Here is a 26060-nt window from a genome sequence, read left to right as displayed (position 1 = left end):
CCGGTGATCGGCGTGGGAGGAGACTAAATGATCTAAGAATGCAGAAATAAATAACTTATTTGCATTAGCTTATGAGGGGAAGTACGCGGACCTGGCCCGGAGGCTGTTGTGGCGAGGGAGCAAGCTCCCTCGCCACGGTTTCAGTTGCTGATGGCCAGGATGCTGGCCTGGTAGGAACCCACGAACACATCGAAATCACCGACTTCGTTCTGCTCCAGCTCAGCCTGTTGCGCCAGGGATTTGCGCGCCGCTTCTTCAAACGCGGCCTGTTCTTCCTTGCCCAGCCCCGGGCTGCGGAAGAACTCGGCGTGGGCCTGGCTCTGGCGCAGGGAGAACTGGGTAAAGCTCTCCTTGCGTTCCTGCATGGCCGCCAGCACTTGGGCCGATGGGGTCAGGGACGAATCCTTGACCTTGGCCAGTTGCGCATCCAGGGCCTTGCTGTGGGCGTCGCCGCCATGGCTCTGGTCGAGCAGGGCGGCCAGTGGCGCGATCTGCTCCAGCAACTGGGCTGCCCATTCCTTCATGTCCACGGCCTGGCCCTTGCGCTGCAATTGCAGGCCTGGGCGCCGGCCTTCCTTGACCACGCTGAGGAAGTTCGAGGTGGCATTGCCGCATTCGTTGTTCTCGAACAGCGGGCTGTCGCTCAGCGCGCAGTACAGGAGGAAGGCGTCGAGGAAGCGGGCTTCCTGCAGGTCGATGCCCATGGGCAGGAACGGGTTGATGTCCAGGCAGCGCACTTCAACGTACTGGATGCCACGGGCCATCAGCGCCTGGATCGGCCGCTCGCCGGTGTAGGTCACGCGCTTGGGGCGGATGTTGGAGTAGTACTCGTTTTCGATCTGCAGGATGTTGGTATTGAGCTGTACCCACTCGCCATCCTTGTGGGTGCCGACTGCCACATAGGGCGCGTAAGGCGTGGCCACGGCCTCGCGCAGGCTGTCGGTGTAGCTGGCCAGATCGTTGTAGCAGGGCGTCAGGCCGGCCTGGGCATTGCTCTGGTAACCCAGGTCGCTCATGCGCAGGCTGGTGGCGTAGGGCAGGTACAGGGTGTCCGGGTCCAGCTGTTCAAGCTGGTGCGAGCGCCCGCGCAGGAAGCCCGCGTCCAGCGCCGGCGAGGCGCCGAACAGGTACATCAGTAGCCAGCTGTAGCGGCGGAAGTTGCGGATCAGCGCGATATAGGCAGTGGACTGGTAATCGCGATCGGTGCCGACAAAACCTTCAGCTTCCTTGAGCAGCGGCCAGAGCTTTTCCGGCAGCGAGAAGTTGTAGTGGATCCCGGCAATGCATTGCATGGTCTTGCCGTAGCGCAGGGCCAGGCCCTTGCGATACACGTACTTGAGCTGGCCGATGTTGGAGGTGCCGTAGTAGGCGATCGGAATATCTTCCTCGGCCGGCAACGGGCACGGCATCGATGGACTCCACAGGTACTCGTTGCCGAGCTTGCTGTAGGCAAAGCGGTGAATCTTGTCGAGGCTGCTGAGGGTGTCTGCCGGATCAGGCAGCGCGGGAGTGATGAGCTCCAGCAGCGACTCGGAATAGTCGGTGGTGATCTGTTCGTTGGTCAGCGCGGAACCCAGTTCCTCCGGGTGCGGAGTCTGTGCCAGGCGGCCTTCGCCGGTCACACGCAGGCATTCACGTTCGATGCCGTGCAGGCACTGCTCGAGCAGGGATAGGTTAGCGCGCTCGCCGAGCAGAGCCAGGCGGCGGTTGAGAAGTTCGCTCAAGTTGGATTCCTTCACGCGTCAGTCGCCCCAATATGGGGGTGGGCAGGACGGTCTACAAGGGTGAAGTTAAAACTGGCGTTTTCGCCTTGTTCGTAAGCCCATGGGCTCATCTGGAAACGCCAACACTCCATCCTTGAATCTGGCTCTGGCGCCGGCAAAAAATTCCGACGCCGCTTTCGCAGCGCCGAAATTAACCCAATTTGATGGCGGGCAGCTATAGGACCGCGAAGGTGCCTTGTGCTTTTGCGACCAGTTTGTCGCCTTGCACCACATCCGCCTCGACCACCAGGGTCCGGCGGCCGGGATGGATGACCCGGGCGCGGCACAGCACCTCGCCCTCGGCCACCGCACGGATGTAGTTGATCTTGCACTCGATGGTCGCGCTCTGCTGGTCGAAGCCGTGGGTGCTGGAGCAAGCCAGGCCCATGGCGATGTCCACCAGGCTGAAAATCGCCCCGCCGTGCAGTTTCTGCCCGCGATTGCGCAGTTCTGGCGTCAGCGCCAGGGCAACGTCGGCCTCTCCGACTTCCAGGCGCTGCAAGCGACAGCCCAGCAGTTGGAAGAAGGCACTTTCGGTCAGGCCGGCGGGGATTTCCATCAGCGTTTCTTCAACTGTTTGGCATTGGCGAACAGAGACGCCATGGCGTTGTTGGCCGGGGCTGCCGTGGCGGTTTCCTTGCGCGGCGCGCTGTTTTGCGACTGGCGCGGTGCCGAGCCCGGGCGTGAGCCACGGGCACCGTCGATTTTCTCGCCCGGGGTGTCGCTCATGCGCATCGACAGGCCCACGCGTTTGCGCGGGATGTCGACTTCCATGACCTTGACCTTGACCACATCGCCAGCCTTGACCGCTTCACGCGGGTCCTTGATGAACTTCTCGGACAGCGCGGAGATGTGCACCAGGCCGTCCTGGTGGACGCCGATGTCGACGAAGGCACCGAAATTGGTGACGTTGGTCACCACGCCTTCGAGGATCATCCCCAGTTGCAGGTCCTTGAGGTCTTCGACGCCTTCCTGGAACTCGGCGGTCTTGAACTCGGGACGCGGGTCGCGGCCCGGCTTGTCCAGTTCCTGGAGGATGTCGGTGACGGTCGGCAAACCGAAGGTCTCGTCGGTGAACTTCTTCGGGTCCAGGCGCTTGAGGAAGCCGCTGTCGCCGATCAGCGAGCGAATATCGCGGTCGGTCTCGGCAGCGATCCGTTGCACCAGTGGATAGGCCTCAGGGTGCACCGCCGAGGCGTCCAGCGGGTTGTCGCCGTTCATCACGCGCAGGAAGCCGGCGGCCTGTTCGAAGGTTTTTTCGCCCAGGCGTGCGACTTTCTTCAGCGCGGCGCGGGTCTTGAATGCGCCGTTCTCGTCGCGGTGGCTGACGATGTTCTGCGCCAGGGTCGCGTTGAGGCCCGAGATCCGCGCCAGCAGGGCCACGGACGCGGTGTTGACGTCGACGCCCACGGCGTTCACGCAGTCCTCGACCACGGCGTCCAGGCCGCGTGCCAGTTTCAGCTGCGACACATCGTGCTGGTACTGGCCGACGCCGATGGATTTCGGATCGATCTTCACCAGTTCGGCCAGTGGATCCTGCAGGCGACGGGCAATCGACACCGCGCCACGGATGGTCACGTCCAGGTCCGGGAACTCGCGGGCGGCCAGTTCCGAGGCCGAGTACACCGAGGCGCCGGCTTCGGACACCATGACCTTGGTCATCTTCATGGCTGGGTATTTTTTGATCAGTTCGGCAGCCAGCTTGTCGGTTTCACGGCTGGCAGTGCCGTTGCCGATGGCGATCAGGTCCACCGAATGCTTGGCGCACAGGGCGGCCAGCACGGCGATGGTCTGGTCCCACTTGTTGTGCGGCACGTGCGGGTAGACCGTGGCGTGGTCCAGCAGCTTGCCGGTGGCATCCACCACCGCCACCTTGCAGCCGGTACGCAGGCCCGGGTCCAGGCCCAGGGTGGCGCGCGGGCCGGCCGGGGCGGACAGCAGCAGGTCGTGCAGGTTGTGGGCGAACACGTTGATCGCCTCGGTTTCCGCGCCATCGCGCAGCTCGCCCAGGAGGTCGGTTTCGAGGTGGGTGTAGAGCTTGACCTTCCAGGTCCAGCGCACCACTTCGCCGAGCCATTTGTCGGCCGGGCGATTCTGGTTCTGGATGCCGAATTGCTGGCCGATCATGCCTTCGCACGGGTGCATGGTGCCCGGCAGTTCGTCGCCGACTTTCAGCGCGGAACTGAGGATGCCTTCGTTGCGGCCACGGAAAATCGCCAGGGCGCGGTGCGACGGCATGCTTTTCAGGGGTTCGTCGTGTTCGAAGTAGTCGCGGAACTTGGCGCCTTCCTCTTCCTTGCCGGCGATCACGCGGGCGCTGAGGGTGGCTTCCTGCTTGAGGTAGTTGCGCAGTTTGTCCAACAGGCCCGCGTCTTCGGCGAAGCGTTCCATGAGGATGTATTTGGCGCCTTCGAGGGCGGCCTTGACGTCAGCCACGCCTTTTTCGGCGTCGACAAAGCGTGCGGCTTCGGTTTCCGGGGCCAGGCTCGGATCGTTGAACAGACCGTCCGCCAGCTCGCCGAGGCCGGCTTCCAGGGCGATCTGGCCCTTGGTGCGGCGCTTCTGCTTATACGGCAGGTAAAGGTCTTCGAGGCGGGTCTTGGTGTCGGCGAGCTTGATGTCGCGAGCAAGTTCCGGGGTCAGTTTGCCTTGCTCTTCGATGCTGGCCAGGATGCTGATCCGCCGTTCGTCGAGTTCTCGCAGGTAGCGCAGGCGCTCTTCCAGATGACGCAGCTGGGTGTCATCGAGGCTACCGGTGATTTCTTTCCGGTAGCGGGAGATGAAGGGCACGGTGGAGCCTTCATCCAATAGAGCGACGGCCGCTTCGACCTGTTGTGGGCGTACGCCGAGTTCCTCGGCGATGCGGCTGTTGATGCTGTCCATAAAACCACCTGACAAATTGTGAAAGCAGGCTCGCAGGCGCGGATTGATGGGCCCGGCGAGCCTGGTTGAGCGGCCTGACCAGCGCCGCCACCTGGGTCAACAGGCAGCCTGTTGACCCGCGAAATCGAAAAATTACTGCCGGCCATGAAAAATAAAAAAGCGGCCATTGGCATAACGATCAGATAATGCCCGACACAAAAGGCGGCGCATTATAACCAGCGTTCTGCTGTTCCGGGGTATTGCGCGGCGCCGGCCGACGGCGGGTTTGCTGGCGACCGAGGAAAAATCTGCTAACAATGCACACGGTGCGTATAACGGCAGCTACGCCATAATGCGCACCGAGATTAGAGGAGCATCCAATGAGCAGCACTGCACAAACTGCTGAAGGCGAAAAAATTCTTATTGTTGACGACGACCCCGGGCTGAGCAGCCTGCTGGAGCGTTTCTTCGTCAGCAAGGGCTACCGTGCCCGCGCAGTCCCGAACACCGAACAAATGGACCGCCTGCTGGGCCGCGAGGTCTTCAACCTGGTGGTCCTCGACCTGATGCTGCCTGGCGAAGACGGCCTGACCGCTTGCCGCCGCCTGCGCAACGCCAACAACCAGATCCCGATCATCATGCTCACCGCCAAGGGCGACGAGCTGAGCCGCATCAAGGGCCTGGAACTGGGTGCCGACGATTACCTGGCCAAGCCCTTCAACCCGGACGAGCTGATGGCGCGGGTCAAGGCGGTGCTGCGTCGCCAATCGGCGCCGGTGCCAGGGGCTCCGGGCAGCGAAGACGAAAGCGTGACCTTCGGTGACTACGAATTGTCCCTGGCGACCCGCGAACTCAAGCGCGGCGATGAAGTACACATGCTCACCACCGGTGAGTTCGCGGTACTCAAGGCGCTGGTGATGAACGCCCGCCAACCGCTGACCCGCGACAAGCTGATGAACCTGGCCCGTGGCCGTGAATGGGACGCCCTGGAGCGCTCCATCGACGTGCAGATCTCCCGCCTGCGCCGGATGATCGAGCCTGATCCTTCCAAGCCGCGTTATATCCAGACCGTCTGGGGCGTGGGTTATGTGTTCGTGCCGGATGGCACCGCGACCAAGTGATCGGTGATTTGTAGGAGCGAACGCCCGGGCCATCAACGCCCGGGCGTTCGCATTCCGCAACGCTGCGAGTGCGACTCGCTCCTGCAAAGTGTGTATGGGCTGTTATGAAAACCCCGCTGTGGTTCCCGCAAAGTTTCTTCTCCCGCACCCTGTGGCTGGTGCTGATCGTGGTGCTGTTCTCCAAGGCCCTGACCCTGGTTTATCTGCTGATGAACGAGGACGTGCTGGTGGACCGCCAGTACAGCCACGGCGTGGCCCTGACCCTGCGTGCCTACTGGGCCGCCGATGAGTCCAACCGCGACCAGATCGCCGAAGCCGCCGGGTTGATCAAGGTGGTCGGCAGCGGCGTGCCGGCCGGCGAACAGCACTGGCCCTACAGCGAGATCTACCAGCGGCAGATGCAGGCCGAGCTGGGCGCCGACACCGAAGTGCGGTTGCGCATGCATGCACCCCCCGCCCTCTGGGTCCGGGCACCGAGTCTGGGAGATGGCTGGCTGAAAGTACCGCTGTACCCGCACCCGTTGCGCGGGCAGAAGATCTGGAGCGTGCTGGGCTGGTTCCTTGCCATCGGCCTGTTATCCACTGCGTCGGCCTGGATTTTCGTCAGCCAGCTCAACCAGCCGCTCAAGCGCCTGGTGTATGCCGCCCGGCAACTGGGGCAGGGGCGCAGCGTGCGCCTGCCGATCAGCGATACCCCGAGCGAGATGACCGAGGTCTACCGCGCCTTCAATCAGATGGCCGAGGATGTGGAGCAGGCCGGGCGCGAGCGCGAACTGATGCTGGCCGGGGTCTCCCATGACCTGCGCACACCGCTGACGCGCTTGCGCCTGTCGCTGGAGCTGATGGGTAACCACAGCGACCTGAGCGACGACATGGTGCGCGACATCGAGGACATGGACGCGATTCTCGATCAGTTCCTGGCGTTTATCCGCGACGGGCGTGACGAGTCGGTGGAAGAGGTCGACCTGAGCGACCTGGTGCGTGAAGTGGCAGCGCCCTACAACCAGAACGAAGAGCGTGTGCATCTGCGCCTGGAGCCGATCCAGCCGTTTCCGCTGCGTCGGGTGTCGATGAAGCGCCTGCTCAATAACCTGATTGGTAACGCGCTGAATCACGCCGGCACCGAAGTGGAAGTGGCGGCCTATGTGTCCGGCGACACCAACGCGCCGTACGTGGTGCTGAGCGTGATGGACCGTGGGGCCGGGATCGACCCTTCGGAGCTGGAGGCGATCTTCAACCCGTTCACCCGCGGCGACCGCGCCCGTGGCGGCAAGGGTACCGGCCTCGGGCTGGCGATCGTCAAGCGCATCGCCTCGATGCACGGCGGCAATGTCGAGCTGCGCAACCGCGCCGGTGGCGGCCTGGAAGCACGAGTACGCCTCCCACTAGGCCTGCTGCTCCCCCGCGACGCCGATTGAATCCGCTGTAAGCGGCAAGCTGTTCTTCCCTTGCCGCTTACAGCTTGAAGCGTGTAGTTGCTCCTATCCCTTGCCTTTGGTACGGGTCATGTTCGGCCCGCCGTTCTTTTCCAGGTGCTCGATGATGATCCCCGCCACGTTCTTGCCGGTGGTGGTCTCGATGCCTTCCAGGCCTGGCGAGGAATTGACTTCCATCACCAGCGGCCCGTGGTTCGAGCGCAGGATATCCACGCCGGCCACCGCCAGCCCCATGACCTTTGCTGCGCGCAGGGCGGTCATGCGTTCCTCGGGGGTGATCTTGATCAGGCTGGCGCTGCCGCCACGGTGCAGGTTGGAGCGGAATTCGCCGGGCTTGGCCTGGCGCTTCATGGCGGCAATCACCTTGTCGCCGACCACGAAGCAGCGAATATCGGCACCGCCGGCTTCCTTGATGTACTCCTGGACCATGATGTTCTGCTTCAGACCCATAAAGGCCTCGATCACCGATTCTGCCGCAGTGGCGGTTTCGCACAGGACCACGCCGATGCCCTGGGTGCCTTCCAGCACCTTGATCACCAGTGGCGCGCCGTTGACCATTTCGATCAGGTCGGGGATGTCGTCCGGTGAGTGAGCAAAGCCGGTCACCGGCAAGCCGATGCCGCGGCGCGACAGCAATTGCAGCGAGCGCAGTTTGTCCCGCGAGCGGGCGATCGCCACCGACTCGTTGAGGGGAAACACCCCCATCATTTCGAACTGGCGCAGCACCGCGCAGCCATAGAACGTCACCGAGGCGCCAATCCGCGGGATCACCGCATCGAAGCCTTCCAGCGGCTTGCCGCGGTAGTGGATCTGCGGCTTGTGGCTGGCGATATTCATGTAGGCGCGCAGGGTATCGACCACCACCATTTCATGGCCACGCTCGGTGCCGGCTTCGACCAGACGACGAGTGGAATACAGACGCGGGTTACGCGACAGCACAGCGATCTTCATGCAACACCTGTGGCAGAGGTAGTGGACACCGGGAACACCGGCTTGTCTTGAACGTATTTGATCCCTGGATTGACCACCAACTGGCCGTCGATCAGGGCTTTGGATCCCAGCAACAAGCGGTAACGCATGGACTTGCGGCAGGCGAGGGTGAACTCGACCCGCCAGACTCGATCGCCCAGGGCCAGGGTGGTGCTGATCACATAACGCACCTGGGCCTGGCCGTTGGAACTCTTGATGGTCTTCATCGCCACCAGCGGCGCTTCACAGCGTCGATGTCGCAGCTGCACCACGCTGCCCAGGTGCGCGGTGAAGCGTACCCAGCGCTCACCGTCGCGCTCGAATGGCTCGATCTCGGTGGCATGCAGGCTGGAGGTGCTGGCGCCGGTGTCGATCTTGGCGCGCAGGCCGGCCACTCCCAAATCGGGAAGCGCCACCCACTCGCGCAAACCCACGACGGTCAAATGGTCAAATGTCTTCAAAATGGTAACCAGCGATTACGCTTTCCAGGCCTCGGGAGGAACCTCGGCCAATGCTTTGAATGCAGGCTTGGCGAACCAGTAGCCCTGCATCAGAAAAATTCCGCAGTCGGCGAGAAAGTCCCGTTCACCGGCACTTTCAATGCCTTCGGCGATGACTGTAATGCTCAATTCCGCACAGATTGTGACAATCCCTCGAACGATGGCCTGCCGGACGCGATCACGGTCGACATCGCGAATCAACGCCATGTCGAGTTTGATCAGGTCAGGTTGGAAATCGGCCAGCAGGTTCAGCCCTGAATAGCCGGAGCCGAAGTCGTCGATGGCGGTCTTGAAGCCGAATTCGCGGTATTCACGCAGAATATTGGTCAAATGGCGATAGTTATCTACGTGCTCACTTTCCAGGGTCTCGAAAATCAGCCGATCCAGCGGGAAGTTATGCAGGCGGGCGGCCTCCAGGGTGCTGCGAATACACAACTCGGGACGGTACACCGCGTTGGGCATGAAGTTGATCGACAGGTGACTCTGCATCCCCAGTTGTGCCGCGCCGGCAATTGCCTGGGTGCGGCAGCGCTGGTCGAATCGATAGCGATTGCTGTCGTTGACCTGGTTCAGCACCGTCAGCGCGCCTTCTCCATGGACCCCGCGTACCAGGGCTTCGTGGGCGAAAATCGAGCGGTCGCGCAGATCGACGATGGGTTGATAGGCGAAGGCAAAGTCAAAGTCCAGCGGCTGGCTTTGTTGGCAACCTTCGCAGCGGGTCTTGGGCGAGGTCAATGATGTGGGGAAATCAGTCACAAGGACTCCTCGCTGTTCAGGTGCAAACCTGGGGTATTTTAGGTGAGGCGCGGGGTTTATGCGCCCCTGCGATCAAGTAGTACAGTTGCGACATCTTTCAGAGAGGGGAATTCCAGTGGCTCAAAAGCAGGAAGAGGACGACAAGGTCCGTCTCGATAAATGGCTGTGGGCGGCGCGGTTCTTCAAGACTCGCGCTCTGGCCAAGGCGGCGATCGAGAGCGGCAAGGTGCATCACCGGGGGGAGCGTTGCAAGCCCGGCAAAGAGCCGCGAATCGGCGATGAATTTCAGATCCGCGCCGGTTTCGACGAGCGCACCGTGGTGGTCCTGGCGTTATCCATCGTGCGCCGTGGCGCGCCCGAGGCGCAGGCCCTGTACGCGGAAACCGAAGCCAGCATCGCCAAGCGCGAAGGCGCGGCCGCCCTGCGCAAGGCTGGCGCCCTGGGCGTCAGCACCGACGGCAAGCCGAGCAAAAAGCAGCGCCGCGACCTGTTCAAGTTTCACGGCAGCAGCCACGAATGATTGTCCAGCGATCGCAGCAGGGCGAGGGAGCTTGCTCCCTCGCCACTCCACCCGCCTGACGCCGTTACAGCCTCAGCGCAGCCGTACCACGCTCAGCCGCGACAGAAGCGGCATCCGCTCCAGCAGGTTGAACAGCGGCGCGGTCAGGCGCAGCAGCAGGTCCGAGGCCTTGGCCGCATACGGCGTGTAGTAGCCCCAGCCCAGGGCCCAGATCGCCAGCAGCACGCCGCCGATGTAATCGTCCTGCCCCCAATGGGCGCCCGCCACCAGACGCGGCATCATGAACAGCAGGGCCAGGCCCCAGACCACCACGAACTGCCCCAGGCTGCGGCTGAACAACCCCATGAACATCGCCCAGATCAACAGCACCGAGGCATGATCGCCCGGGAAGCTCTGGCTGGAACGGTCCTTGAGTTCCCAGGTTCTTTCCAGCCCGGGGAAGTACTCGCTCATATGCACCGCGCCGTCGATCACCATCGACGGGCTTTGATGTTGCCAGCCCATGAAGGCGGCGAACTTTGAAAACAGCACGCGAATCACCAGCATCAGCACCAGGATCGAGACAAACCCGAAGAACGCCCGGCGCACGTCGCTGGCCTTGAACACCCAGTCACCGCGAATCAACAGGCTCAGCAGAATCACCCCGACCACCGCATCGAACGGACGCAGGCTGGCCACCGCCCAGATATGCAGCCAGGTCGAGTGCGTCGCCAAGGGGGAATTGAGCAGATGAAACAGCCATTCGTCGAACATCACACAGAGCATTTGCCCGGTCGGCCACAACCAGAAACCCAGCAGGGCCAAAGGGAGTAAATTACACACAGCCAATCTGCCGAGGTTCCACCTTGCTTGGAACAGACCCGGATTGTTCATAAAATGCCTCCAGCAAGCGAAAATACGCGCACCATAAAGGTGCGAAAAAACTGATTTTCGATGCTTGTACACATTTTGTCATCACTTCAGATACCCAGACCTATGACTGATTTGCCGGATACCGACTTCACCCAACGCTTCATCTTCGATGACAGCGACACCCGCGGCGAGCTCGTGGGCCTGGAACTCAGCTATGCCGAAGTCCTTGCCAAACACGCCTATCCCGAGCCTGTTGCACAGTTGCTTGGCGAGCTGATGGCCGCCGCCGCGCTGCTGGTCGGCACCTTGAAGTTCGACGGTTTGCTGATCCTGCAGGCACGCTCCGAGGGCCCGGTTCCGCTGCTGATGATCGAGTGCTCCAGCGACCGTGAAATCCGTGGCCTGGCTCGCTATGACGCGGCGCAGATCGCCCCTGACGCCACCCTGGCCGACCTGATGCCCAACGGCGTCCTGGCCCTGACGGTCGACCCGACCCAGGGCCAGCGCTACCAGGGCATCGTCGACCTGGACGGTGCGACCCTGTCGGAATGCTTCACCAACTATTTCGTGATGTCGCAGCAAGTTGGCACCCGTTTCTGGCTGTACGCCGACGGCCGCCGCGCCCGCGGCCTGCTGCTGCAGCAATTGCCCGCCGACCGCCTGCGCGACCAGGAAGAACGCGACGCCAGCTGGCAGCACATCACCGCCCTGGCCAGCACCCTGACCGCCGACGAGTTGCTCAGCCTGGATAACGAAACCGTGCTGCATCGCCTGTATCACGAAGAGGCCGTGCGCCTGTTCGACGTGCAGTCGCTGCGCTTTCGCTGCAGCTGCTCGCGCGAACGTTCGGGCAATGCACTGGTCAGTCTGGGTCTGGAAGATGCCAAGCAACTGGTCATCGAGCATGGCGGCCGCATCGAGATCGATTGCCAGTTCTGCAACGAACGCTACCTGTTCGATGCCACCGATATCGCTCAATTGTTTGCCGGAGCGGGTGTCGACACGCCGTCAGATACTCGTCACTAAAACGATTCAGCGCAGGTAAATCACCTGGCAAGTGCCGGAATAACGCCGTTCTGACGGGAGGGCCCTACTCTTTTTGGGCTTTTCTGGCATAATCCGGCCCACTTTTTTCGCGGTAGTAGTGCACGACTTTCTACTACAAAACGTTTGGAGCACTCGGCCACTGGCCGACGGGGAACCTCATGACGCAAGCCAATAACGCCGTGTACACCGATCTGAGTGTCGATGATCTGGTCAAAGAAGCCCTGAGTCGCGGTGAAGGCGAGCTTGCCGATACCGGCGCGCTGGTGGTTCGCACCGGTCACCGCACCGGCCGCTCGCCAGTCGATCGTTTCATCGTTGAAGAACCGTCCACCTCGGCTGCCATTGCCTGGGGCCCGATCAACCGCAAGTTCCCGGCCGACAAGTTCGATGCCCTGTGGAACCGCGTCGAGGCATTCAACAACGCGCAGGAACATTTTGTTTCCCATGTTCATGTAGGGGCGTCTGCCGATCACTACCTGGCCGTGAAAATGACCACTCAGACTGCCTGGCAGAACCTGTTCGGTCGTTGCCTGTTCATCAACCCGGCGCAGTACAACCCGGCTGGCCGTGACGAGTGGCAGGTGCTCAACGTTGCCAACTTCGAATGCGTTCCAGAGCGTGACGGCACCAACTCCGATGGTTGCGTGATCCTCAACTTCGCTCAGAAAAAAGTGCTGATCGCCGGCATGCGCTACGCCGGTGAAATGAAGAAAGCCATGTTCTCGGTGCAGAACTTCCTGCTGCCGGCCGCCGACGTGCTGCCAATGCACTGCGCTGCCAACATCGGTGAAGCGGGCGACGTGACCTTGTTCTTCGGTCTGTCCGGCACCGGCAAAACCACCCTGTCCGCCGACGAAAGCCGTTACCTGATCGGTGACGACGAACACGGTTGGGGCGAGGGCGTGGTGTTCAACATCGAAGGCGGTTGCTATGCCAAGTGCATCGACTTGTCCGAGAAGAACGAGCCGGTCATCTGGAAAGCCATCAAGCACGGCGCAGTCCTGGAAAACGTCGTTATCGATGACGCCAAGCACGCCGACTACGCCGATGTCAGCCTGACCCAGAACAGCCGCGCAGCCTACCCGCTGGAGCACGTTGCCAAGCGTTCCGAGAAAAACCTTGGTGGCGAGCCAAACGCGGTGATCTTCCTGACCTGCGACCTGACCGGCGTGCTGCCACCCGTGTCGATCCTCAGCGAAGAGCAAGCTGCCTACCACTTCCTGTCCGGCTACACCGCTCTGGTGGGCTCGACTGAAATGGGTTCGGGCACCGGCATCAAGTCGACCTTCTCCACCTGCTTCGGCGCACCGTTCTTCCCGCGTCCGGCTGGCGAATACGCTGAGCTTTTGATCAAGCGCATCCGTGGCTTCGGCTCCAAGGTCTACCTGGTCAACACCGGCTGGACCGGCGGTGGCTACGGCGTCGGCCAACGCTTCAACATCCCGACCACCCGTGGCGTGATCGCAGCGATCCAGAGCGGCGCGCTGATCGGTGCCGAGACCGAGCACCTGGACACCATCAACCTGGACGTGCCACTGGCCGTTCCAGGCGTCGAAACCGGCCTGCTCAACCCACGCAACACCTGGGCTGACAAAGCCGCCTACGACGAGGCTGCCAAAGCCCTGGCCGGCCTGTTCACCGAGAACTTCAAGAAGTTCGACGTAAGCGACGCGATCAAGGCTGCCGGCCCGAAGCTGTAAGCATCGGTTCAGTGGTTTGAGAAGCCGCCCTTCGGGGCGGCTTTTTTGTGGGCGCAAGGTTTGGGTTCAGTTGCCGCCGCCAGGCTTCGACGCCCATCAGAACGGCGCTGGAAACGAGGCGCAGATCAACCCTGCAACAGGTCCGGGTCCTGCTCTGGTTCAGTGCTAGCGGCTTTCCAGCGTCTGTGTGTCCCAACGCTGTGCCTTGATGGCTCGGTACAGCATGCCGATGGTCAGCGGCAGTTTGTCGCCCCGGCCCTTGGCCCGGCGCTTGAGGAAAACGTCGAAGCCTTCGGGCTGGAAGTAGCGATAGGCGTCGTAGTCGACGAACTCGATGACGAACAGTTCTTCCAGCGCCAGCATCAGCTGTTCGGCATCCGCGCCGTCGCAACCCAGGTCGAAGTTGATGGCGGTATCGAGGCTGATGGTCTTGCGCTCGGGCAGGCCAAGTTCTTCGTGCAGCAACTGCATGAGCTGGCGCATGGCCGGGTCATCGGGGAAGTGCGGGGCCAGGTGCATGCCTAAGAGTCCTTGTGAGAAGAGCCGGTGGCCCGCTCATGGGCTTCTGACAGGTCCAGCAGCAGGTTGAGGCTGTCGATGGCACAACGGATGTCGTCCCGTTGTTCCTCATCGCCTTCGTCGGCCTCCAGGCTCATGGCCTTCAGCGAGTGGATGCGCTGTCTGACTTCTGCTCTTTCCGCTGCGCCACATTGGGTGGCAAGGGCTCGCCATTTTTCGTCGCTGATGGACTGCATGACGCTGAGCCCTTGCCTGGCTTCGGCGAACAGGTGTTGCAGCTTGCTCATGGGCATTGCTTACCAAGGTTGTGGTGCAGGGGTGTGATCACTGCAGGATTCGGTGAAGGAGGATGATGCCAGACTCGGGAGTAGGAAGTACCTGCCTCTGTGGCATGAGAGGTTCCTCAAGCAGTGTGCGGATAATCTGTGTATCGTGCGCGCCAAATGGCCGGGGGCTGTCAGCCTATGGCGGTTAATACGTAAAGGGATGTGGGTATGCGCGGGTTTCGCATGGCGTGGTGGTTGTCGCTCTGGCTGGTGGCGTGTTCGGTGCAGGCATTGCCCTGGACGATTGAAGTGGTTGATGGCTTGGATCGCCAGCAGACGCTGGCCGAGGTCCAACTGCAATTGCTTCCCGCACGGCAGCAGGTCGCTGGCGGGCTGACCGATGGCTCAGGCCGGTTCAGCCTCAACACCGAAATGGCAGACGACTCGAGCACCACCCTGACCCTGAAAAAGCATGGACTCGTGGTGATCGAGGCTCCTTGCCCGTGCAATGGCAAAACCTACGCCATGTTGCCGGTAAAGCAGAACTTCGATGGCCTGCGTATCGTGCTGACCTGGGAGGCCGATGGGCTGGATCTGGATGCGCGCCTGATCTATCCCGGCAAGAACCTGTACTTCGAGACCCTGAAGGGGCCCGACACTTTGCTGGAAGGGGCTGACAAACCGGGTCGTGGCCCGGAAGTCATCACCCTGGAAAAAAAGCATGCCGGCGACAGTTACATCTATGCCGTGCATGACTTCACTCACGGCACTACCGCGCGCGCCCACCAGCTTTCCCTGAGTCAGGCCAAGGTGCAGCTGTACCTGGGTAAAACCCTGCTGCGCACCTACAAGGTGCCACGCCAGCGCGTCGGCAATCTGTGGACGGTGTTCCGCATTACCGGTAACAGCGAGCTGCAGGACATCAATCGCCTCGGCGAAGTGCGTGGCGAACCTGCCGACGCCATGAGCGAGGTCGAGGTGTTGCTGGACGACAAGGTCGCGGTGAGCAGCCTGGAGGTTGGAGCGGTGCCTCAGGGCGATGCGAAAACCCTGAATGAACAGGGCGAAGCGACCTACAAGGCCGGTGATGTGCTGCGCTCACGTGACTTCTTTCGCCAGGCCATCGAGCAGGACCCGGCTTACGCCCAGGCGTACAGCAACCTCGGGCTGACCCACCGCAAGCTCGGCGAGCTGTCCAGGGCCCTCGAGGCCGACAACCAGGCCATCGCCCTGGCCAGCGGCGCGACGGCGGCCACTGTACGTGCCAGCGCCTATTACAACTCGGCGTCTATCTATGAGGCCGCCGGACGGTTTGCCGATGCCCTGGCCCTGTATCAGAAGGCCCGTGAGCAGAAAGCCAGTCCGGTGTATGACCAAGCTATTGAACGGGTCAGAAAACTCTGAGCTCCCTGACGGAGTACTACCCACAACGCGCCTACCTTGGCGCGTTGTGTATTTAAGGAGGTTGTTATGGGGTTAAGACGTTTCCTTTTTCTGTCTGCGTTTTTTCTGGTTCCTGGTGTGGCTTGTGCTGCAGGTCCCTCGGTTTTTGCCACCATCGACCGCAGCGGCTGGCCAACTACCCTGAGCAGCGTTAACGGATTTGACACCGCCTCCCGGGCCGAGATTCTGATGTTCGCCAAGGCGCTATTGGCCAGCGAAGCACTGGATGAAAAGGCGCTGCAGCAACAGCTGGGGGTCAAGCGCATCGACCTGGCTGCGGTGAATCGGGTGCGTGAGCGTTTCTGGCAGCGGCTGCTGAACAACTTCCGCCTCGCCAGCCAGCAGTGTGAGGGTGAGGCGTTCTGCCTGAGGGTGCGCAACCTGGGGGAGTTCCGCCAACTGGTGGCCGGCTTCACCGGCCAGAGCAAAGCCACCTATGGCGCCTGGGCTGAGGCGAGCCTGGGTTTTCACCAGCAATACCTGCGTGAGCAACTGCGGCTGGCGGCGTTGTTCCCGATGGTCAGCAGTGAGATTGAACGCTTCTCCGAAGCTGAAATCCTTGGCGATGAACTGGGTGACCGCCAATTTCTGCTGACGTTTGACGATGGTCCGACGGCGCGGAGCGGGTCGACCGACCGCCTGTTGGATGTGGTGCGGGCCGAGGATGTGCATGCTTTTTTCTTCGTGTTGGGCGCGCCATTTCAGAAGCGTCTTGAGCAGTCATCGGCGGACGACATGCGCAATCTTTACAGCGATCAATGCGTTGGCCTACATGGCTGGGAGCACAAGTCCCACAGCTCCTGGCGCGATTGGCAGGGCTCGATTACCCGATCGGCAGGCCTGGTCAGTGCCGCCTTGACCGAGGAGTACCAGCCGCTGTTTCGCCCGCCCTATGGCCAGCGTCGCAGCGACAGCGCTGCGTTCTTCAAGGCCCAGGGCGTGCAGTTGATGCTGTGGAACATTGACTCCCAGGACTGGAGCAAGGCCGTTGATAGCCGTGCGGCGAGCCAGCGGGTGCAGACCTTGATGCTGCTGTGGCGCAGCGGCGTGATCCTGTTTCACGACACCCATGACAAAGCCGCCAAGGCCTTGCCCGCGCTGTTCGACACCAATCGGGGCAATGGCGTGCAATGGGTGGATTGCCGCATGGGCCGCTGATTGTCGTCGCTGGCGAGCCCGCAAGGTTGCGCTGGCCGGCTTGGGCGCCGGGAGGTGTCAGGTGAATCTTGGTCGTGGCCCAGGGCCAGCGCAGCCTGGCGGCAGCGGTCACGGTGGCGGCCACCGATTTGACCGTGTGCCTGTATCATCCGGTATCCCTTTCCTCTCGACCTTTTCTCGACCTGCTGACGGGCCACGCTAGGCTTCAAGGCATGTCAGCGGTCAATGGAGTGACAGCTTATGCACAACACCCTCGAACAGGTCTTTGGTTATCCACAGTTTCGCCCGGGCCAGGAGGCGGCGGTCAGTGCGGTGCTGGGCGGGCGTTCGGCGGCGGCGATTTTCCCCACCGGTTCCGGCAAGTCCCTGTGTTATCAACTGCCGGCCCTGCTGCTGCCGCACCTGACCCTGGTGGTTTCGCCGTTGCTGGCGCTGATGCAGGATCAGCTCGCGTTCCTGCAACGCCACGGTATCGCCGCAGCCAGCATCGATTCCGCCCAGAGCCGCGACGACGCCAACGCCGTCATGGCCCGCGCGCGTTCCGGCGAGCTGAAGATTCTGATGATTTCCGTGGAGCGCCTGAAGAACGAGCGCTTCCGGAATTTCCTGCAACAGGTGCCGATCTCGTTGCTGGTGGTGGACGAGGCGCACTGCATCTCCGAATGGGGGCACAACTTCCGCCCGGACTACCTGAAACTGCCGGACTACCAGCGTCAGTTCAACATCCCCCAGGCCTTGTTGCTGACCGCCACCGCGACGCCCAAGGTGATCGCCGACATGCAGGCCAAGTTCGCCATCGCCCCGCAGGATGTGGTCACCACCGGTTTCTACCGGCCCAACCTCAACCTGCTGGTAGAACCGGTGCGTGGGCAGGACAAACGCCGGCGCCTGGTGCAGTGGATGGGCGAACGCCCCGGGCAGCCGAGCATCGTCTATGTCACCCTGCAGAAAACCGCCGAGCAGATTACCCAACACCTGAGCCAGCACGGCATCCAGGCCCAGGCGTATCACGCCGGCTTGCCCCATGAGCAGCGGGAGGCAATCCAGCGTCAGTTCATGGGCGGTCAGTCCAATTGCATCGTCGCCACCATCGCCTTCGGCATGGGTATCGACAAGAGCGACATCCGCAATGTGGTGCATTTCGACCTGCCCAAATCCATCGAGAACTACAGCCAGGAAATCGGCCGCGCCGGGCGTGACGGGCAGCCCTCGGATTGCCTGGTGCTGGCCAACCGCGACAGCCTCAATGTGCTGGAGAACTTCGTCTACGGCGACACCCCGGAACTGGATGGCATCCGCTGTGTGCTGGACGAACTCCAGGCCGCAGCGCCGGATGGGCAATGGGAGTTTCTGCTGGGGCCGCTGGCGGATCAGAGCAATATTCGCCAGCTGCCACTCAAGACCCTGTTGGTGCAACTGGAGCTGCGCGGCTTGATTGCGCCGCGTTATGCGTATTTTGCCGAGTATCGCTTCAAGTTCCTGTTGGAGCCGCAAGCCCTGCTGGCGCGTTTTGAGGGCGAACGGCGGGATTTCGTCGAGGCCATCATCCAGACCTCAAGCCGCGCCCGCACCTGGGCCACGGTCAATTTCGATGCGCTGTACCTGCAGCATCAGGCCGAGCGCAGCCGCGTGGTCAAGGCCCTGGATTATTTCCAGGAGCGCGGTTGGGTCGAGCTGGAAAGCAAGCAAATGACCGAGGTCTACAGCCTGCTGCAAACCGACTTCGACGCGGCAGAACTGAGTGCGCAATTGCACGGGTATTTCACCCGGCATGAGGGCGCCGAGATTGCGCGGATCCACGCCATGCTCGATCTGTTCGGCACCGAGCAGTGCCTGGGTTACCGCCTGGCGCAGTACTTTGGCGACGATAACGCGCCGCGGCGTTGCGGGCATTGTTCGGTGTGCCATGGCCAGGTAGCGCGTCTGCCGGCGCCGCCCGACTTGCCTGCGCTTGTGGATAAAAACTTTGCCCAGTTGTGCGAGCCCTTTATCCACAGGCATCAGCAGCACACCGAGCGCGTGCCGGGTGCCGAGCGCCTGACGCGGTTTTTGTGCGGCATCAGTGTGCCGCTGTTCACCAAGCTCAAGGCGCGGGCCATCCCCGGGTTTGCGGCGCTTGAGGATTACCCCTACGCCGAGGTGCGGGACTGGGCCGACAGCCATCTGCGCGCTTGAGGTTCGGGGGATTGCAGCCGCTGCTGCATCCATCTGCTGAATGGCGCTCATCACAGGAATAAATTTCAAAAATACCCGGTGCCTGACTATGGTGTGGGCTGTCTTCGCATCGCCAACAAGAGAGCCAATATGAGCCAGACAGCCGTCGATATTCAGCACGCCGCCGTGATTGGCGCGGGCACCATGGGCCGCGGAATCGTAATGTGCCTGGCCAATGCCGGGGTGCGGGTGCAGTGGGTGGACAACAACCCGCAGATGCTGGAGCAGGCGCTGCTGGCCGTGGCCGAGACCTACGCGCACAACGTGCGCCAGGGGCGGATCGAGCAGGCCGAAGCCGACGCGCGTATCGCAAGGGTCAGCGCCGCTGCGGACTATCCGGCGATCCGTGAGGTCGACCTGGTGATCGAGGCGGTCTACGAGAACCTTGAGCTCAAGCAACAGATCTTTCGCCAACTCGATGCCCTGCTCAAGCCCGAAGCGATCCTGGCCAGCAACACGTCGGCCCTGGATATCGACGCCATCGCTGCCGTCACCCAGCGTCCGCAGCAGGTGCTGGGCCTGCACTTCTTCAGCCCGGCGCACATCATGAAGCTGCTCGAAGTGGTGCGCGGCGCGCGGACCGCGCCCGAGGTGCTCGAGGCGGCCCTGGCCCTGGGCCGACGCATGGGTAAAGTCAGTGTGGTGGCGGGGAATTGTTTCGGTTTTATCGGCAACCGCATGCTCAATACCTACGTGCTGGAGGCGCGCAAGATGCTGCTCGAGGGCGCTTTTCCCTACCAGGTGGATGCGGCCCTGCAAGGCTTCGGTTTCGCCATGGGGCCGTTTCGCATGTACGACGTGGTGGGTATCGACCTGGGCTGGCGGGCCCGGCAACTGGACGGCGTCGGCCAGGATCAACCCGAGGTGCAGGTCGATAATCGTCTGTGCGAGCTGGGGCGCTTCGGCCAAAAGAGCGGGAACGGCTATTACCACTACGAGCCCGGCAGCCGTCAGGCGGAGCACGACCTGGAGGTGGATGCCCTGGTGCAGCAGGTCAGCGAAGGCCTGGGCTATCAGCGCCGGCCGATCGGCCCCGAGGAGATTCTTGAACGGTGCCTGCTGGCCCTGGTCAACGAGGGGGCGAAGATCCTCGAGGAAGGCATTGCCGAGTCGGCCCATGACATCGACCTGGTTTATCTCAATGGCTATGGCTTCCCCAAGGACCAGGGCGGTCCGATGAGCTGGGCCGATCGGCAAGGGCTGGCGGCTGTGCACCAGCGTCTGCTGCGGCTTGAGGCCGAGTTGGGCGAACACTGGCAGCCGGCACGCTTGCTCACTGAGCTGGCGCAAGCCGGTAAAGGGTTTGCCGAACGCTAGGCGCTGTTGATGTTTGCTGGCGGCCCTGTCCCTTTGGGCTGCGCGGCAAATTGTGCGAGGCTGCGCTGCGGGATCTGCCAGGGGAACAACCATTGGCGGCATCCCGCGCGATCAATGGATCGACCTCGCGGGCCAACCCGCACCTACCTGGATTGTGAGAGAGCCTTATGACCGAGCGGATGCCGCAACGCAGCGACTATCGCCACTTTCAGCCGATCATCACCCGTTGGCACGACAACGATGTGTATGGGCATGTGAATAACGTCACCTACTACAGCTTCTTCGACACGGCGGTAAACACCTACCTGATCGAAGAGGGTGGGCTGGATATCCATGACGGTGAAGTGGTGGGGTTTGTGGTGAGTTCCGCCTGCGACTACTTCGCCTCGATCGCCTTTCCCGAGCGTATTGAAATCGGCCTGCGGGTCGGCAAGTTGGGCAACAGTTCGGTGCAGTACGAGTTGGCGGTATTCAAGGCGGGGGAGGAGGATGCCTGTGCTGCCGGGCGCTTTGTGCATGTGTTTGTAGAGCGGGCGTCAAACCGGCCGGTGGCGCTGCCGGCCGGATTACGCGAAGCGTTGGAGCGTCTGGTGCTGGAGCCGATCCGCTAAGTCGCGGTCCAGGGCTCCGGCGAGGTGTGCAGAGCCTGCGTTCGGGCGCAGGCCTGAGCCGCGTTGATCAGTCGCGGTGATGGCGATGTTTGCGGTGGCCATATGCATGGCCGCGACCGCGGTGATCGTCACGGTAGTAGCGGCGGTTGTCGCGGCCACGGTACTCGCGATCGTCGCGCGCACTTTCATTGCCCATGTAGTTGCCCAGCGCGCCGCCGGCACCACCGCCTGCCGCTGCGCCGATCAGGCTGCCGGTGTTGCCACCCATGCTGCGCCCGACCACGTTGCCGCCCGCTGCGCCCAAGGCGCCACCAATGGCTGCCTGGCCACGGCTGCGTTTGTCGGCACCCACCGCACTGCCGCCCGCGCCGCCCAATGCTGCGCCGATGGCCGAGCCGGTATTGCCGCCGATCGACTGACCGACCACCGAGCCCAGAACCCCGCCCAATGCGCCGCCCACACCTGCTTCAGTGGTGCCTCCGGCAGAGGCGAAGCCGCTGACCAGGCCAAGGGACAACAAGAGAATCGAGGAAAACTTCATAGAGGAACCTCAAAGGGATGACGGCGCGATCCTGAGGCTGTGTCTGGAGGCTTACAATCAAAATCCGACGAATAGCACGAGTTGTACACAATCTCGTAAGTTATTGTTTTAGCTCGGGAACTTAAGTCGTTTTGACGGGTCTTTAGCTACTTCGGACAGGCCGCTTTTGCACAAAGGCGGCTTTTTTTTGCGTGCTGGAAAAGCCCGGGCGAGAGGCCCGGCCCCATCGTGATGGGGCCGGGGCAGCCATCGATTTACGCCGACTTGGCCAGGATCAACCCGCTGTCACTGGCGGCTTCCAGGCGAATCGCCACGAACTTCGAGGTCGGCGTATGGCTGCCGTCGCCGGTGCTTTCCAACGGCACCAGCGGGTTGACCTCCGGGTAGTAAGCCGCAGCCTGGCCAGCCGGAATATCGAAGGCCAGCAGGGTGAAGCCCTTGACCCGACGTTCGCGGCCGTCGTCCCAGATCGACACGATGTCGGCCTTCTGCCCCGGCTTGAAGCCCAGGCGGATGATGTCCGCTTCGTTGACGAACAGCACGTCGCGCTGGCCCTTGACCCCGCGATAGCGGTCGTCCAGGCCATAGATCGTGGTGTTGTACTGATCGTGGGAGCGCATGGACTGCATGATCAGGTCCGGTACCTGCCCGGTGGCTCGGGTGCGTTCGTGCACCAGGTCCTTGGGCAGCACGTTGGCGCGGAAGTTGGCGCGACCGGACGCAGTGCTCCAGCGCCGCGCGCCAGCCGAGTTGCCCAGGTAGAAGCCCCCCGGGTTTTGCAGGCGCTGGTTGAAGTCCTTGAAGCCTGGGATGGTGTCGGCGATCAGGTCGCGGATGCGCCCGTAGTCGGCCACCAGCCAGTTCCAGTCCACCGGGCGGCTGCCCAGGGCTGCGGCGGCGATGCCGGCGATGATCCACGGCTCCGAGCGCATCTGTTGCGACAGCGGCTGCAACTGGCCGTTGGAGGCGTGCACCATGCTGAACGAGTCTTCCACAGTCACTGCCTGCGGACCTTCGCTCTGCAGGTCGATGTCGGTACGACCCAGGCACGGCAGGATCAGGGCCTGTTTGCCATGGGCCAGGTGGCTGCGGTTGAGCTTGGTGCTGATCTGCACCGTGAGGTCGCAGTTGCTCAGGGCCTGGAAGGTCCGCGGGCTGTCCGGGGTGGCCTGGGCGAAGTTGCCGCCCAGGGCGATAAAGACCTTCGAGCGGCCTTCGGCCATGGCGTGGATCGCCTCGACCACGTTGTGCCCGTCGCTGCGTGGCACCTTGAACTGGAAGCGTCGCTCCAGGGCGTCGAGAAACGCCACCGGAGGCCGTTCGTTGATGCCCATGGTGCGGTCGCCCTGCACGTTACTGTGGCCGCGCACCGGGCACAGGCCGGCGCCTGGGCGCCCGATATTGCCGCGCAGCAGCATCAGGTTGGCGATTTCCTGGATGGTCGCCACGGAATGTCGATGCTGGGTGATGCCCATGGCCCAGCACATGATCACGTTCTTGCCCTTGGCGTACATGCGCGCCGCTTGCTCGATCTCGACCAGGGTCAGGCCGGACTGTTCGACGATCTGCTCCCACGAGGTGTCATCGATCACCCCCAGGTACTCGAGCACGCTGGCGGTGTGTTCATTGAGGAAGTCGTGGTCGAACACCGACGGGCTGCCGGCTTTCTGCGCCTCGCGTTCCCACAGCAGCAGGAACTTGGCCATGCCGCGCACCACTGCCATGTCGCCACCCAGGGCCGGGCGGAAGTAGGCGGTGTTGGTGGGCTTGTCACCGTTGGTGAGCATTTCCAGCGGATGCTGCGGATGCTGGAAGCGTTCCAGGCCGCGCTCTTTCAGCGGGTTGACGCATACGACCTGGGCACCGCGCTTCACCGCTTCACGCAGCGGTTCGAGCATGCGCGGGTGGTTGGTGCCGGGGTTCTGGCCCCAGACGAAAATCGCATCCGCATGCTCGAAATCGTCGAAGGTCACCGTGCCTTTGCCGACGCCGACGCTTTGCGCCAGGGCCACGCCGCTGGCTTCGTGGCACATGTTCGAGCAATCGGGGAAGTTGTTGGTGCCATAGGCGCGCACAAACAGCTGGTACAGGTACGCCGCTTCGTTGCTGGCCCGGCCCGAGGTGTAGAACTCGGCCATGTCCGGGCTCGGCAGCGCCTGCAAATGCTGGCCGATCAAGGCGAACGCGGCTTCCCAGCTGATGGGTTGGTAGCGGTCGCTGGCGGCGTCGTAGCTCAGGGGTTCGGTGAGGCGGCCCTGGTATTCGAGCCAGTAGTCGCTCTGTTCCAGCAGCGAGGTAACGCTGTGCTTGGCGAAGAATGCCCCATCCACGCGGCGTTTGGTGGCTTCCCAGTTGACCGCCTTGGCGCCGTTTTCGCAGAACTTGACCATGCCGCTTTCCGGCGAGTCGCCCCAGGCGCAGCCGGGGCAGTCGAAGCCGCCGTTCTGGTTGGTCTTGAGCATCATGCGCAGGTTCTTCAGCGCGTTGTCGCTGGTCAGCCAGGCCTGGGCCACGCTGATCAGCGCGCCCCAGCCGCCTGCTGCGCCTTTGTAAGGCTTGTAGCGCGGGGTTGGGGTCTGGTCGGCTTGGTTGTGGTTGCTCACGCTTGGTTCTCCATCGCGGGGCTATAGACCCGCGGCGCACTTTTCTGCGGCAGGTGGATGAGGTTGAGGTTGTGCCGGCGTGCCCATTGCACGGCCAGGCCGGTGGGAGCCGACAGGCTGACCAGGGTCTGGATGCCCGCGCGCAGGACTTTCTGGATCAGCTCCAGGCTGCAGCGGCTGGTGACAATGGCCACGCCGCCGGCCGTGGGGATGTCCTGGCGGATCAGTGCGCCGATCAGCTTGTCCAGGGCGTTGTGCCGGCCGATGTCTTCCCGGCCCAGCAGCAACTCCCCCTGGTGGTTCATGAACACCGCCGCGTGCACCGCGCCGCAATGCTGGCCCAGGGGCTGGAAGCTGCCGATTCGCTGGCGCAGGCCGTCAAGCCATGCCGCCGGTGGCAAAGGGGCGCCGGGCAATACCTTGAGGTCGGGCAGAGCCTGTTCCACGGCCTCGACGCCGCACAGGCCGCAGCCGCTGGTGCCAGCCAACTGACGACGTTGCTGCTTGAGGTTCCAGAACGCGCGGTTGGCGATTTCCACTTGCGCGTACTGCGCCGAGCCCGAACCGCTCAGTTGCAGGTCATAGATCTCGGTCGCGTCGCTGATGATGCCGCTGCCGAGGCTGAAGCCGACGATAAAGTCTTCCAGGTCCGACGGGGTCACGAGCATCACCGCCTGGCTGATGCCGTTGTAGGCGATCGCCAGCGCGACTTCCTCGGCCAGCGCGGTGCTGTCCGATTCGCAGTGTTCAAGGTTGCTGTAGCTGTAGTTCTGACTGGCGGCGGGCGCGGGCGTTTCTAGGGCTGGCGTCGCGCGGGTCGGGCGCTTGGCGGTCATGGGGCAATACCAGCGGAGTATTCAACGCCAAGACTAAGCGCGGCAAAGTGTCACGTCTAATTGCTAGTACTGATGTGTTGATAGATGGCGTCGATCAAGAGGGTTTGGACGATTTCTGGTAAAGCGCGAAACAGGCCTCCGCCAAGGCTGAGCGTGGCGCGCTGCGACGCATGATCAAACCCAGCCGCGCCAGGGTCTGGGCGCCTTCGATGGGTTGCAGGCGCAAGTGCTCGGTGAGGGTTTCCAGGCCGCCTTCCAACGGCATCACCGCGCAGCAGAAACCGCCATGGACCATTTGCACCAACTGATGAACTGCATCGGTCTGCAACAGCGGTTGCGGACTGAGGCCTCGGCTGTGGAAGTTGTGGTCGATGGATTGGCGAAAATGCATGCCGCTGGTGAGCATGCCCAGGGGCAGTTCGATCAGCGCCTCCCAGCTCAGGGGCTGCTCGCCGAAACTGAAAAACCGTTGATCGTAGAGCAAGCCCATGCGGGTCTCGCCCAGGGCCAGGGAATCGAAACGCTCGGTGTCCAGGCGCTCCAGGTAGGACACGCCGAGGTCCAGGCGGTTGCTCGCCAGTTGTTCGAGGATCTGCTCGGAACTCAAGGCCGAGAGCTCGAAACGCAAGTTCGGGTGCTGCTGGTGCAGGGCCTGCATCAAGTGCTGCGGGTCGAAGCTCGACAGCGGCACCACCCCCAGGCGCAGGGTGCCGACCAGGTTGCCGCGACAGGCGGCAGCTTCCGCCTGCAACCCGTCGTAGGCCGCCAGCACGGTGCGTGCCCAGGCCAGCACCCGTTCGCCCGGGGCGGTAAAACCTTCGAAGCGCTGGCCGCGATTGACCAGCGGCAGTTCCAGCTCTTCTTCCAGGCTGCGCAGGCGCATGGACAGGGTCGGCTGGGTGATATGGCAACGGGCGGCGGCCTGGCCGAAATGCCGGGTTTCGTCGAGGGCGATGAGGAATTTCAGCTGCTTGATGTCCATCTTCGCTCCAGGGCGCCGGGAAGGTGCCGATTCTAGCCTGCTTG

23 protein-coding genes are annotated in these 26060 nt (G+C 62.6%); 10 read left to right on the top strand and 13 right to left on the bottom strand.

Annotation, left to right across the window (positions count from 1 at the left end; all coding sequences use genetic code 11):
* Window positions 1-140 precede the first annotated feature (140 nt).
* The 3 genes from gshA to ACOZJV_RS31605 form a co-directional block, all read right to left on the bottom strand.
* A complete protein-coding gene (gshA, locus tag ACOZJV_RS31615) occupies window positions 141-1724 on the bottom strand; it encodes a glutamate--cysteine ligase (RefSeq protein WP_421549319.1) in 1584 nt (527 codons plus the stop codon).
* 214 nt (window positions 1725-1938) lie between these two features.
* Window positions 1939-2322 carry a PaaI family thioesterase gene (locus ACOZJV_RS31610; RefSeq protein ID WP_020299808.1) on the bottom strand — a complete coding sequence of 128 codons (384 nt, stop codon included), beginning with the start codon at window positions 2320-2322 and terminating at the stop codon, window positions 1939-1941.
* Window positions 2322-4646 carry a Tex family protein gene (locus ACOZJV_RS31605; protein ID WP_078469281.1) on the bottom strand — a complete coding sequence of 775 codons (2325 nt, stop codon included), beginning with the start codon at window positions 4644-4646 and terminating at the stop codon, window positions 2322-2324. The genes ACOZJV_RS31610 and ACOZJV_RS31605 overlap by 1 nt, the downstream gene beginning before the upstream one ends.
* A 359-nt stretch (window positions 4647-5005) precedes the next feature.
* On the opposite strand from ACOZJV_RS31605, the gene ompR reads away from it, so the two are divergent.
* Together ompR and ACOZJV_RS31595 are read left to right on the top strand one after the other, a co-directional pair.
* On the top strand, window positions 5006-5746 hold the full coding sequence (gene ompR, locus ACOZJV_RS31600) for a two-component system response regulator OmpR (protein ID WP_078469282.1): 741 nt from the start codon (window positions 5006-5008) through the stop codon (window positions 5744-5746).
* A 104-nt stretch (window positions 5747-5850) separates the two neighbouring features.
* Window positions 5851-7164 carry an ATP-binding protein gene (locus ACOZJV_RS31595; protein ID WP_201128946.1) on the top strand — a complete coding sequence of 438 codons (1314 nt, stop codon included), beginning with the start codon at window positions 5851-5853 and terminating at the stop codon, window positions 7162-7164.
* 63 nt (window positions 7165-7227) lie between these two features.
* Here the strand turns inward: ACOZJV_RS31595 and rimK are convergent, their stop codons facing one another.
* From rimK to ACOZJV_RS31580, 3 genes are all read right to left on the bottom strand, one after another.
* On the bottom strand, window positions 7228-8133 hold the full coding sequence (gene rimK, locus ACOZJV_RS31590) for a 30S ribosomal protein S6--L-glutamate ligase (protein WP_007972871.1): 906 nt from the start codon (window positions 8131-8133) through the stop codon (window positions 7228-7230).
* Window positions 8130-8546 carry an ATP-dependent zinc protease gene (locus ACOZJV_RS31585; RefSeq protein ID WP_421549380.1) on the bottom strand — a complete coding sequence of 139 codons (417 nt, stop codon included), beginning with the start codon at window positions 8544-8546 and terminating at the stop codon, window positions 8130-8132. The genes rimK and ACOZJV_RS31585 overlap by 4 nt, the downstream gene beginning before the upstream one ends.
* An 81-nt stretch (window positions 8547-8627) precedes the next feature.
* Window positions 8628-9407, bottom strand: a complete 780-nt coding sequence (locus ACOZJV_RS31580) for an EAL domain-containing protein (RefSeq protein ID WP_421549318.1) — start codon at window positions 9405-9407, stop codon at window positions 8628-8630.
* A gap of 115 nt (window positions 9408-9522) precedes the next feature.
* Here ACOZJV_RS31580 and ACOZJV_RS31575 point away from each other — a divergent pair, with 115 nt between their 5' ends.
* Window positions 9523-9927 (top strand): RNA-binding S4 domain-containing protein, encoded by a 405-nt coding sequence (locus ACOZJV_RS31575; protein WP_020299814.1) that lies wholly within the window; start codon window positions 9523-9525, stop codon window positions 9925-9927.
* A gap of 72 nt (window positions 9928-9999) precedes the next feature.
* Here the strand turns inward: ACOZJV_RS31575 and ACOZJV_RS31570 are convergent, their stop codons facing one another.
* A complete protein-coding gene (locus ACOZJV_RS31570; protein WP_078469286.1) occupies window positions 10000-10800 on the bottom strand; it encodes a phosphatase PAP2 family protein in 801 nt (266 codons plus the stop codon).
* A gap of 102 nt (window positions 10801-10902) precedes the next feature.
* Here ACOZJV_RS31570 and hslO point away from each other — a divergent pair, with 102 nt between their 5' ends.
* Both hslO and ACOZJV_RS31560 read left to right on the top strand, forming a co-directional pair.
* Window positions 10903-11805, top strand: coding sequence for an Hsp33 family molecular chaperone HslO (hslO, locus tag ACOZJV_RS31565; protein ID WP_078469287.1), 903 nt, complete (start codon window positions 10903-10905; stop codon window positions 11803-11805).
* Window positions 11806-11984: 179 nt separating this feature from the next.
* Window positions 11985-13526 carry a phosphoenolpyruvate carboxykinase gene (locus ACOZJV_RS31560; protein WP_020299817.1) on the top strand — a complete coding sequence of 514 codons (1542 nt, stop codon included), beginning with the start codon at window positions 11985-11987 and terminating at the stop codon, window positions 13524-13526.
* A 165-nt stretch (window positions 13527-13691) separates the two neighbouring features.
* Here the strand turns inward: ACOZJV_RS31560 and ACOZJV_RS31555 are convergent, their stop codons facing one another.
* On the bottom strand, window positions 13692-14045 hold the full coding sequence (locus ACOZJV_RS31555) for a DUF1493 family protein (protein WP_020299818.1): 354 nt from the start codon (window positions 14043-14045) through the stop codon (window positions 13692-13694).
* Window positions 14046-14047: 2 nt separating this feature from the next.
* Window positions 14048-14332: a hypothetical protein gene (locus ACOZJV_RS31550; RefSeq protein ID WP_078469289.1), complete on the bottom strand. Its 285-nt coding sequence runs from the start codon at window positions 14330-14332 to the stop codon at window positions 14048-14050.
* 207 nt (window positions 14333-14539) lie between these two features.
* Here ACOZJV_RS31550 and ACOZJV_RS31545 point away from each other — a divergent pair, with 207 nt between their 5' ends.
* The 5 genes from ACOZJV_RS31545 (at window position 14540) to ACOZJV_RS31525 (ending at window position 21054) form a co-directional block, all read left to right on the top strand.
* Window positions 14540-15715, top strand: coding sequence for a tetratricopeptide repeat protein (locus ACOZJV_RS31545; protein ID WP_421549317.1), 1176 nt, complete (start codon window positions 14540-14542; stop codon window positions 15713-15715).
* A 66-nt stretch (window positions 15716-15781) separates the two neighbouring features.
* Window positions 15782-16912, top strand: coding sequence for a polysaccharide deacetylase family protein (locus tag ACOZJV_RS31540; protein ID WP_421549316.1), 1131 nt, complete (start codon window positions 15782-15784; stop codon window positions 16910-16912).
* 240 nt (window positions 16913-17152) lie between these two features.
* The gene (locus ACOZJV_RS31535) at window positions 17153-19087 is read left to right on the top strand and encodes a RecQ family ATP-dependent DNA helicase (protein ID WP_421549315.1); all 1935 of its coding nucleotides are present in this window, start codon (window positions 17153-17155) and stop codon (window positions 19085-19087) included.
* Between the two features lie 129 nt (window positions 19088-19216).
* On the top strand, window positions 19217-20443 hold the full coding sequence (locus ACOZJV_RS31530) for a 3-hydroxyacyl-CoA dehydrogenase (RefSeq protein ID WP_078469293.1): 1227 nt from the start codon (window positions 19217-19219) through the stop codon (window positions 20441-20443).
* A gap of 167 nt (window positions 20444-20610) precedes the next feature.
* Window positions 20611-21054 (top strand): acyl-CoA thioesterase, encoded by a 444-nt coding sequence (locus tag ACOZJV_RS31525; RefSeq protein WP_078469294.1) that lies wholly within the window; start codon window positions 20611-20613, stop codon window positions 21052-21054.
* A gap of 67 nt (window positions 21055-21121) precedes the next feature.
* Here ACOZJV_RS31525 and ACOZJV_RS31520 read toward each other — a convergent pair whose 3' ends face one another.
* The 4 genes from ACOZJV_RS31520 to ACOZJV_RS31505 all read right to left on the bottom strand — a co-directional run bounded on the left by ACOZJV_RS31520 (window position 21122) and on the right by ACOZJV_RS31505 (window position 26016).
* Window positions 21122-21595: a YMGG-like glycine zipper-containing protein gene (locus tag ACOZJV_RS31520; RefSeq protein WP_020299825.1), complete on the bottom strand. Its 474-nt coding sequence runs from the start codon at window positions 21593-21595 to the stop codon at window positions 21122-21124.
* A gap of 254 nt (window positions 21596-21849) precedes the next feature.
* Window positions 21850-24198: an FdhF/YdeP family oxidoreductase gene (locus ACOZJV_RS31515; RefSeq protein ID WP_201128970.1), complete on the bottom strand. Its 2349-nt coding sequence runs from the start codon at window positions 24196-24198 to the stop codon at window positions 21850-21852.
* Window positions 24195-25034: a formate dehydrogenase accessory sulfurtransferase FdhD gene (gene fdhD, locus ACOZJV_RS31510; protein WP_421549314.1), complete on the bottom strand. Its 840-nt coding sequence runs from the start codon at window positions 25032-25034 to the stop codon at window positions 24195-24197. Before fdhD ends, ACOZJV_RS31515 begins: the two co-directional genes overlap by 4 nt.
* A 94-nt stretch (window positions 25035-25128) precedes the next feature.
* Window positions 25129-26016: a LysR family transcriptional regulator gene (locus ACOZJV_RS31505; RefSeq protein ID WP_201128972.1), complete on the bottom strand. Its 888-nt coding sequence runs from the start codon at window positions 26014-26016 to the stop codon at window positions 25129-25131.
* Window positions 26017-26060 lie beyond the last annotated feature (44 nt).

The sequence above is a fragment of the Pseudomonas sp. QD4 genome, assembly GCF_049199125.1.
Taxonomy (GTDB): Bacteria; Pseudomonadota; Gammaproteobacteria; order Pseudomonadales; family Pseudomonadaceae; genus Aquipseudomonas.
The sequence above is the reverse complement of the archived record's forward strand: the minus strand, read 5'-3'. Positions and strand labels throughout refer to the sequence as shown.

What these genes read in the sequence shown, in the direction of transcription:
- ACOZJV_RS31550 (WP_078469289.1), bottom strand. Translation starts at nt 14,332, where the DNA reads ATGAGCAAGCTGCAACACCTGTTCGCCGAAGCCAGGCAAGGGCTCAGC.
- ompR (WP_078469282.1), top strand. Translation starts at nt 5,006, where the DNA reads ATGAGCAGCACTGCACAAACTGCTGAAGGCGAAAAAATTCTTATTGTT.
- ACOZJV_RS31560 (WP_020299817.1), top strand. Translation starts at nt 11,985, where the DNA reads ATGACGCAAGCCAATAACGCCGTGTACACCGATCTGAGTGTCGATGAT.
- ACOZJV_RS31555 (WP_020299818.1), bottom strand. Translation starts at nt 14,045, where the DNA reads ATGCACCTGGCCCCGCACTTCCCCGATGACCCGGCCATGCGCCAGCTC.
- ACOZJV_RS31520 (WP_020299825.1), bottom strand. Translation starts at nt 21,595, where the DNA reads ATGAAGTTTTCCTCGATTCTCTTGTTGTCCCTTGGCCTGGTCAGCGGC.
- ACOZJV_RS31610 (WP_020299808.1), bottom strand. Translation starts at nt 2,322, where the DNA reads ATGGAAATCCCCGCCGGCCTGACCGAAAGTGCCTTCTTCCAACTGCTG.
- ACOZJV_RS31525 (WP_078469294.1), top strand. Translation starts at nt 20,611, where the DNA reads ATGACCGAGCGGATGCCGCAACGCAGCGACTATCGCCACTTTCAGCCG.
- ACOZJV_RS31530 (WP_078469293.1), top strand. Translation starts at nt 19,217, where the DNA reads ATGAGCCAGACAGCCGTCGATATTCAGCACGCCGCCGTGATTGGCGCG.
- ACOZJV_RS31570 (WP_078469286.1), bottom strand. Translation starts at nt 10,800, where the DNA reads ATGAACAATCCGGGTCTGTTCCAAGCAAGGTGGAACCTCGGCAGATTG.
- fdhD (WP_421549314.1), bottom strand. Translation starts at nt 25,034, where the DNA reads ATGACCGCCAAGCGCCCGACCCGCGCGACGCCAGCCCTAGAAACGCCC.
- ACOZJV_RS31605 (WP_078469281.1), bottom strand. Translation starts at nt 4,646, where the DNA reads ATGGACAGCATCAACAGCCGCATCGCCGAGGAACTCGGCGTACGCCCA.
- hslO (WP_078469287.1), top strand. Translation starts at nt 10,903, where the DNA reads ATGACTGATTTGCCGGATACCGACTTCACCCAACGCTTCATCTTCGAT.
- ACOZJV_RS31545 (WP_421549317.1), top strand. Translation starts at nt 14,540, where the DNA reads ATGCGCGGGTTTCGCATGGCGTGGTGGTTGTCGCTCTGGCTGGTGGCG.
- rimK (WP_007972871.1), bottom strand. Translation starts at nt 8,133, where the DNA reads ATGAAGATCGCTGTGCTGTCGCGTAACCCGCGTCTGTATTCCACTCGT.
- ACOZJV_RS31540 (WP_421549316.1), top strand. Translation starts at nt 15,782, where the DNA reads ATGGGGTTAAGACGTTTCCTTTTTCTGTCTGCGTTTTTTCTGGTTCCT.
- ACOZJV_RS31535 (WP_421549315.1), top strand. Translation starts at nt 17,153, where the DNA reads ATGCACAACACCCTCGAACAGGTCTTTGGTTATCCACAGTTTCGCCCG.
- ACOZJV_RS31505 (WP_201128972.1), bottom strand. Translation starts at nt 26,016, where the DNA reads ATGGACATCAAGCAGCTGAAATTCCTCATCGCCCTCGACGAAACCCGG.
- ACOZJV_RS31595 (WP_201128946.1), top strand. Translation starts at nt 5,851, where the DNA reads ATGAAAACCCCGCTGTGGTTCCCGCAAAGTTTCTTCTCCCGCACCCTG.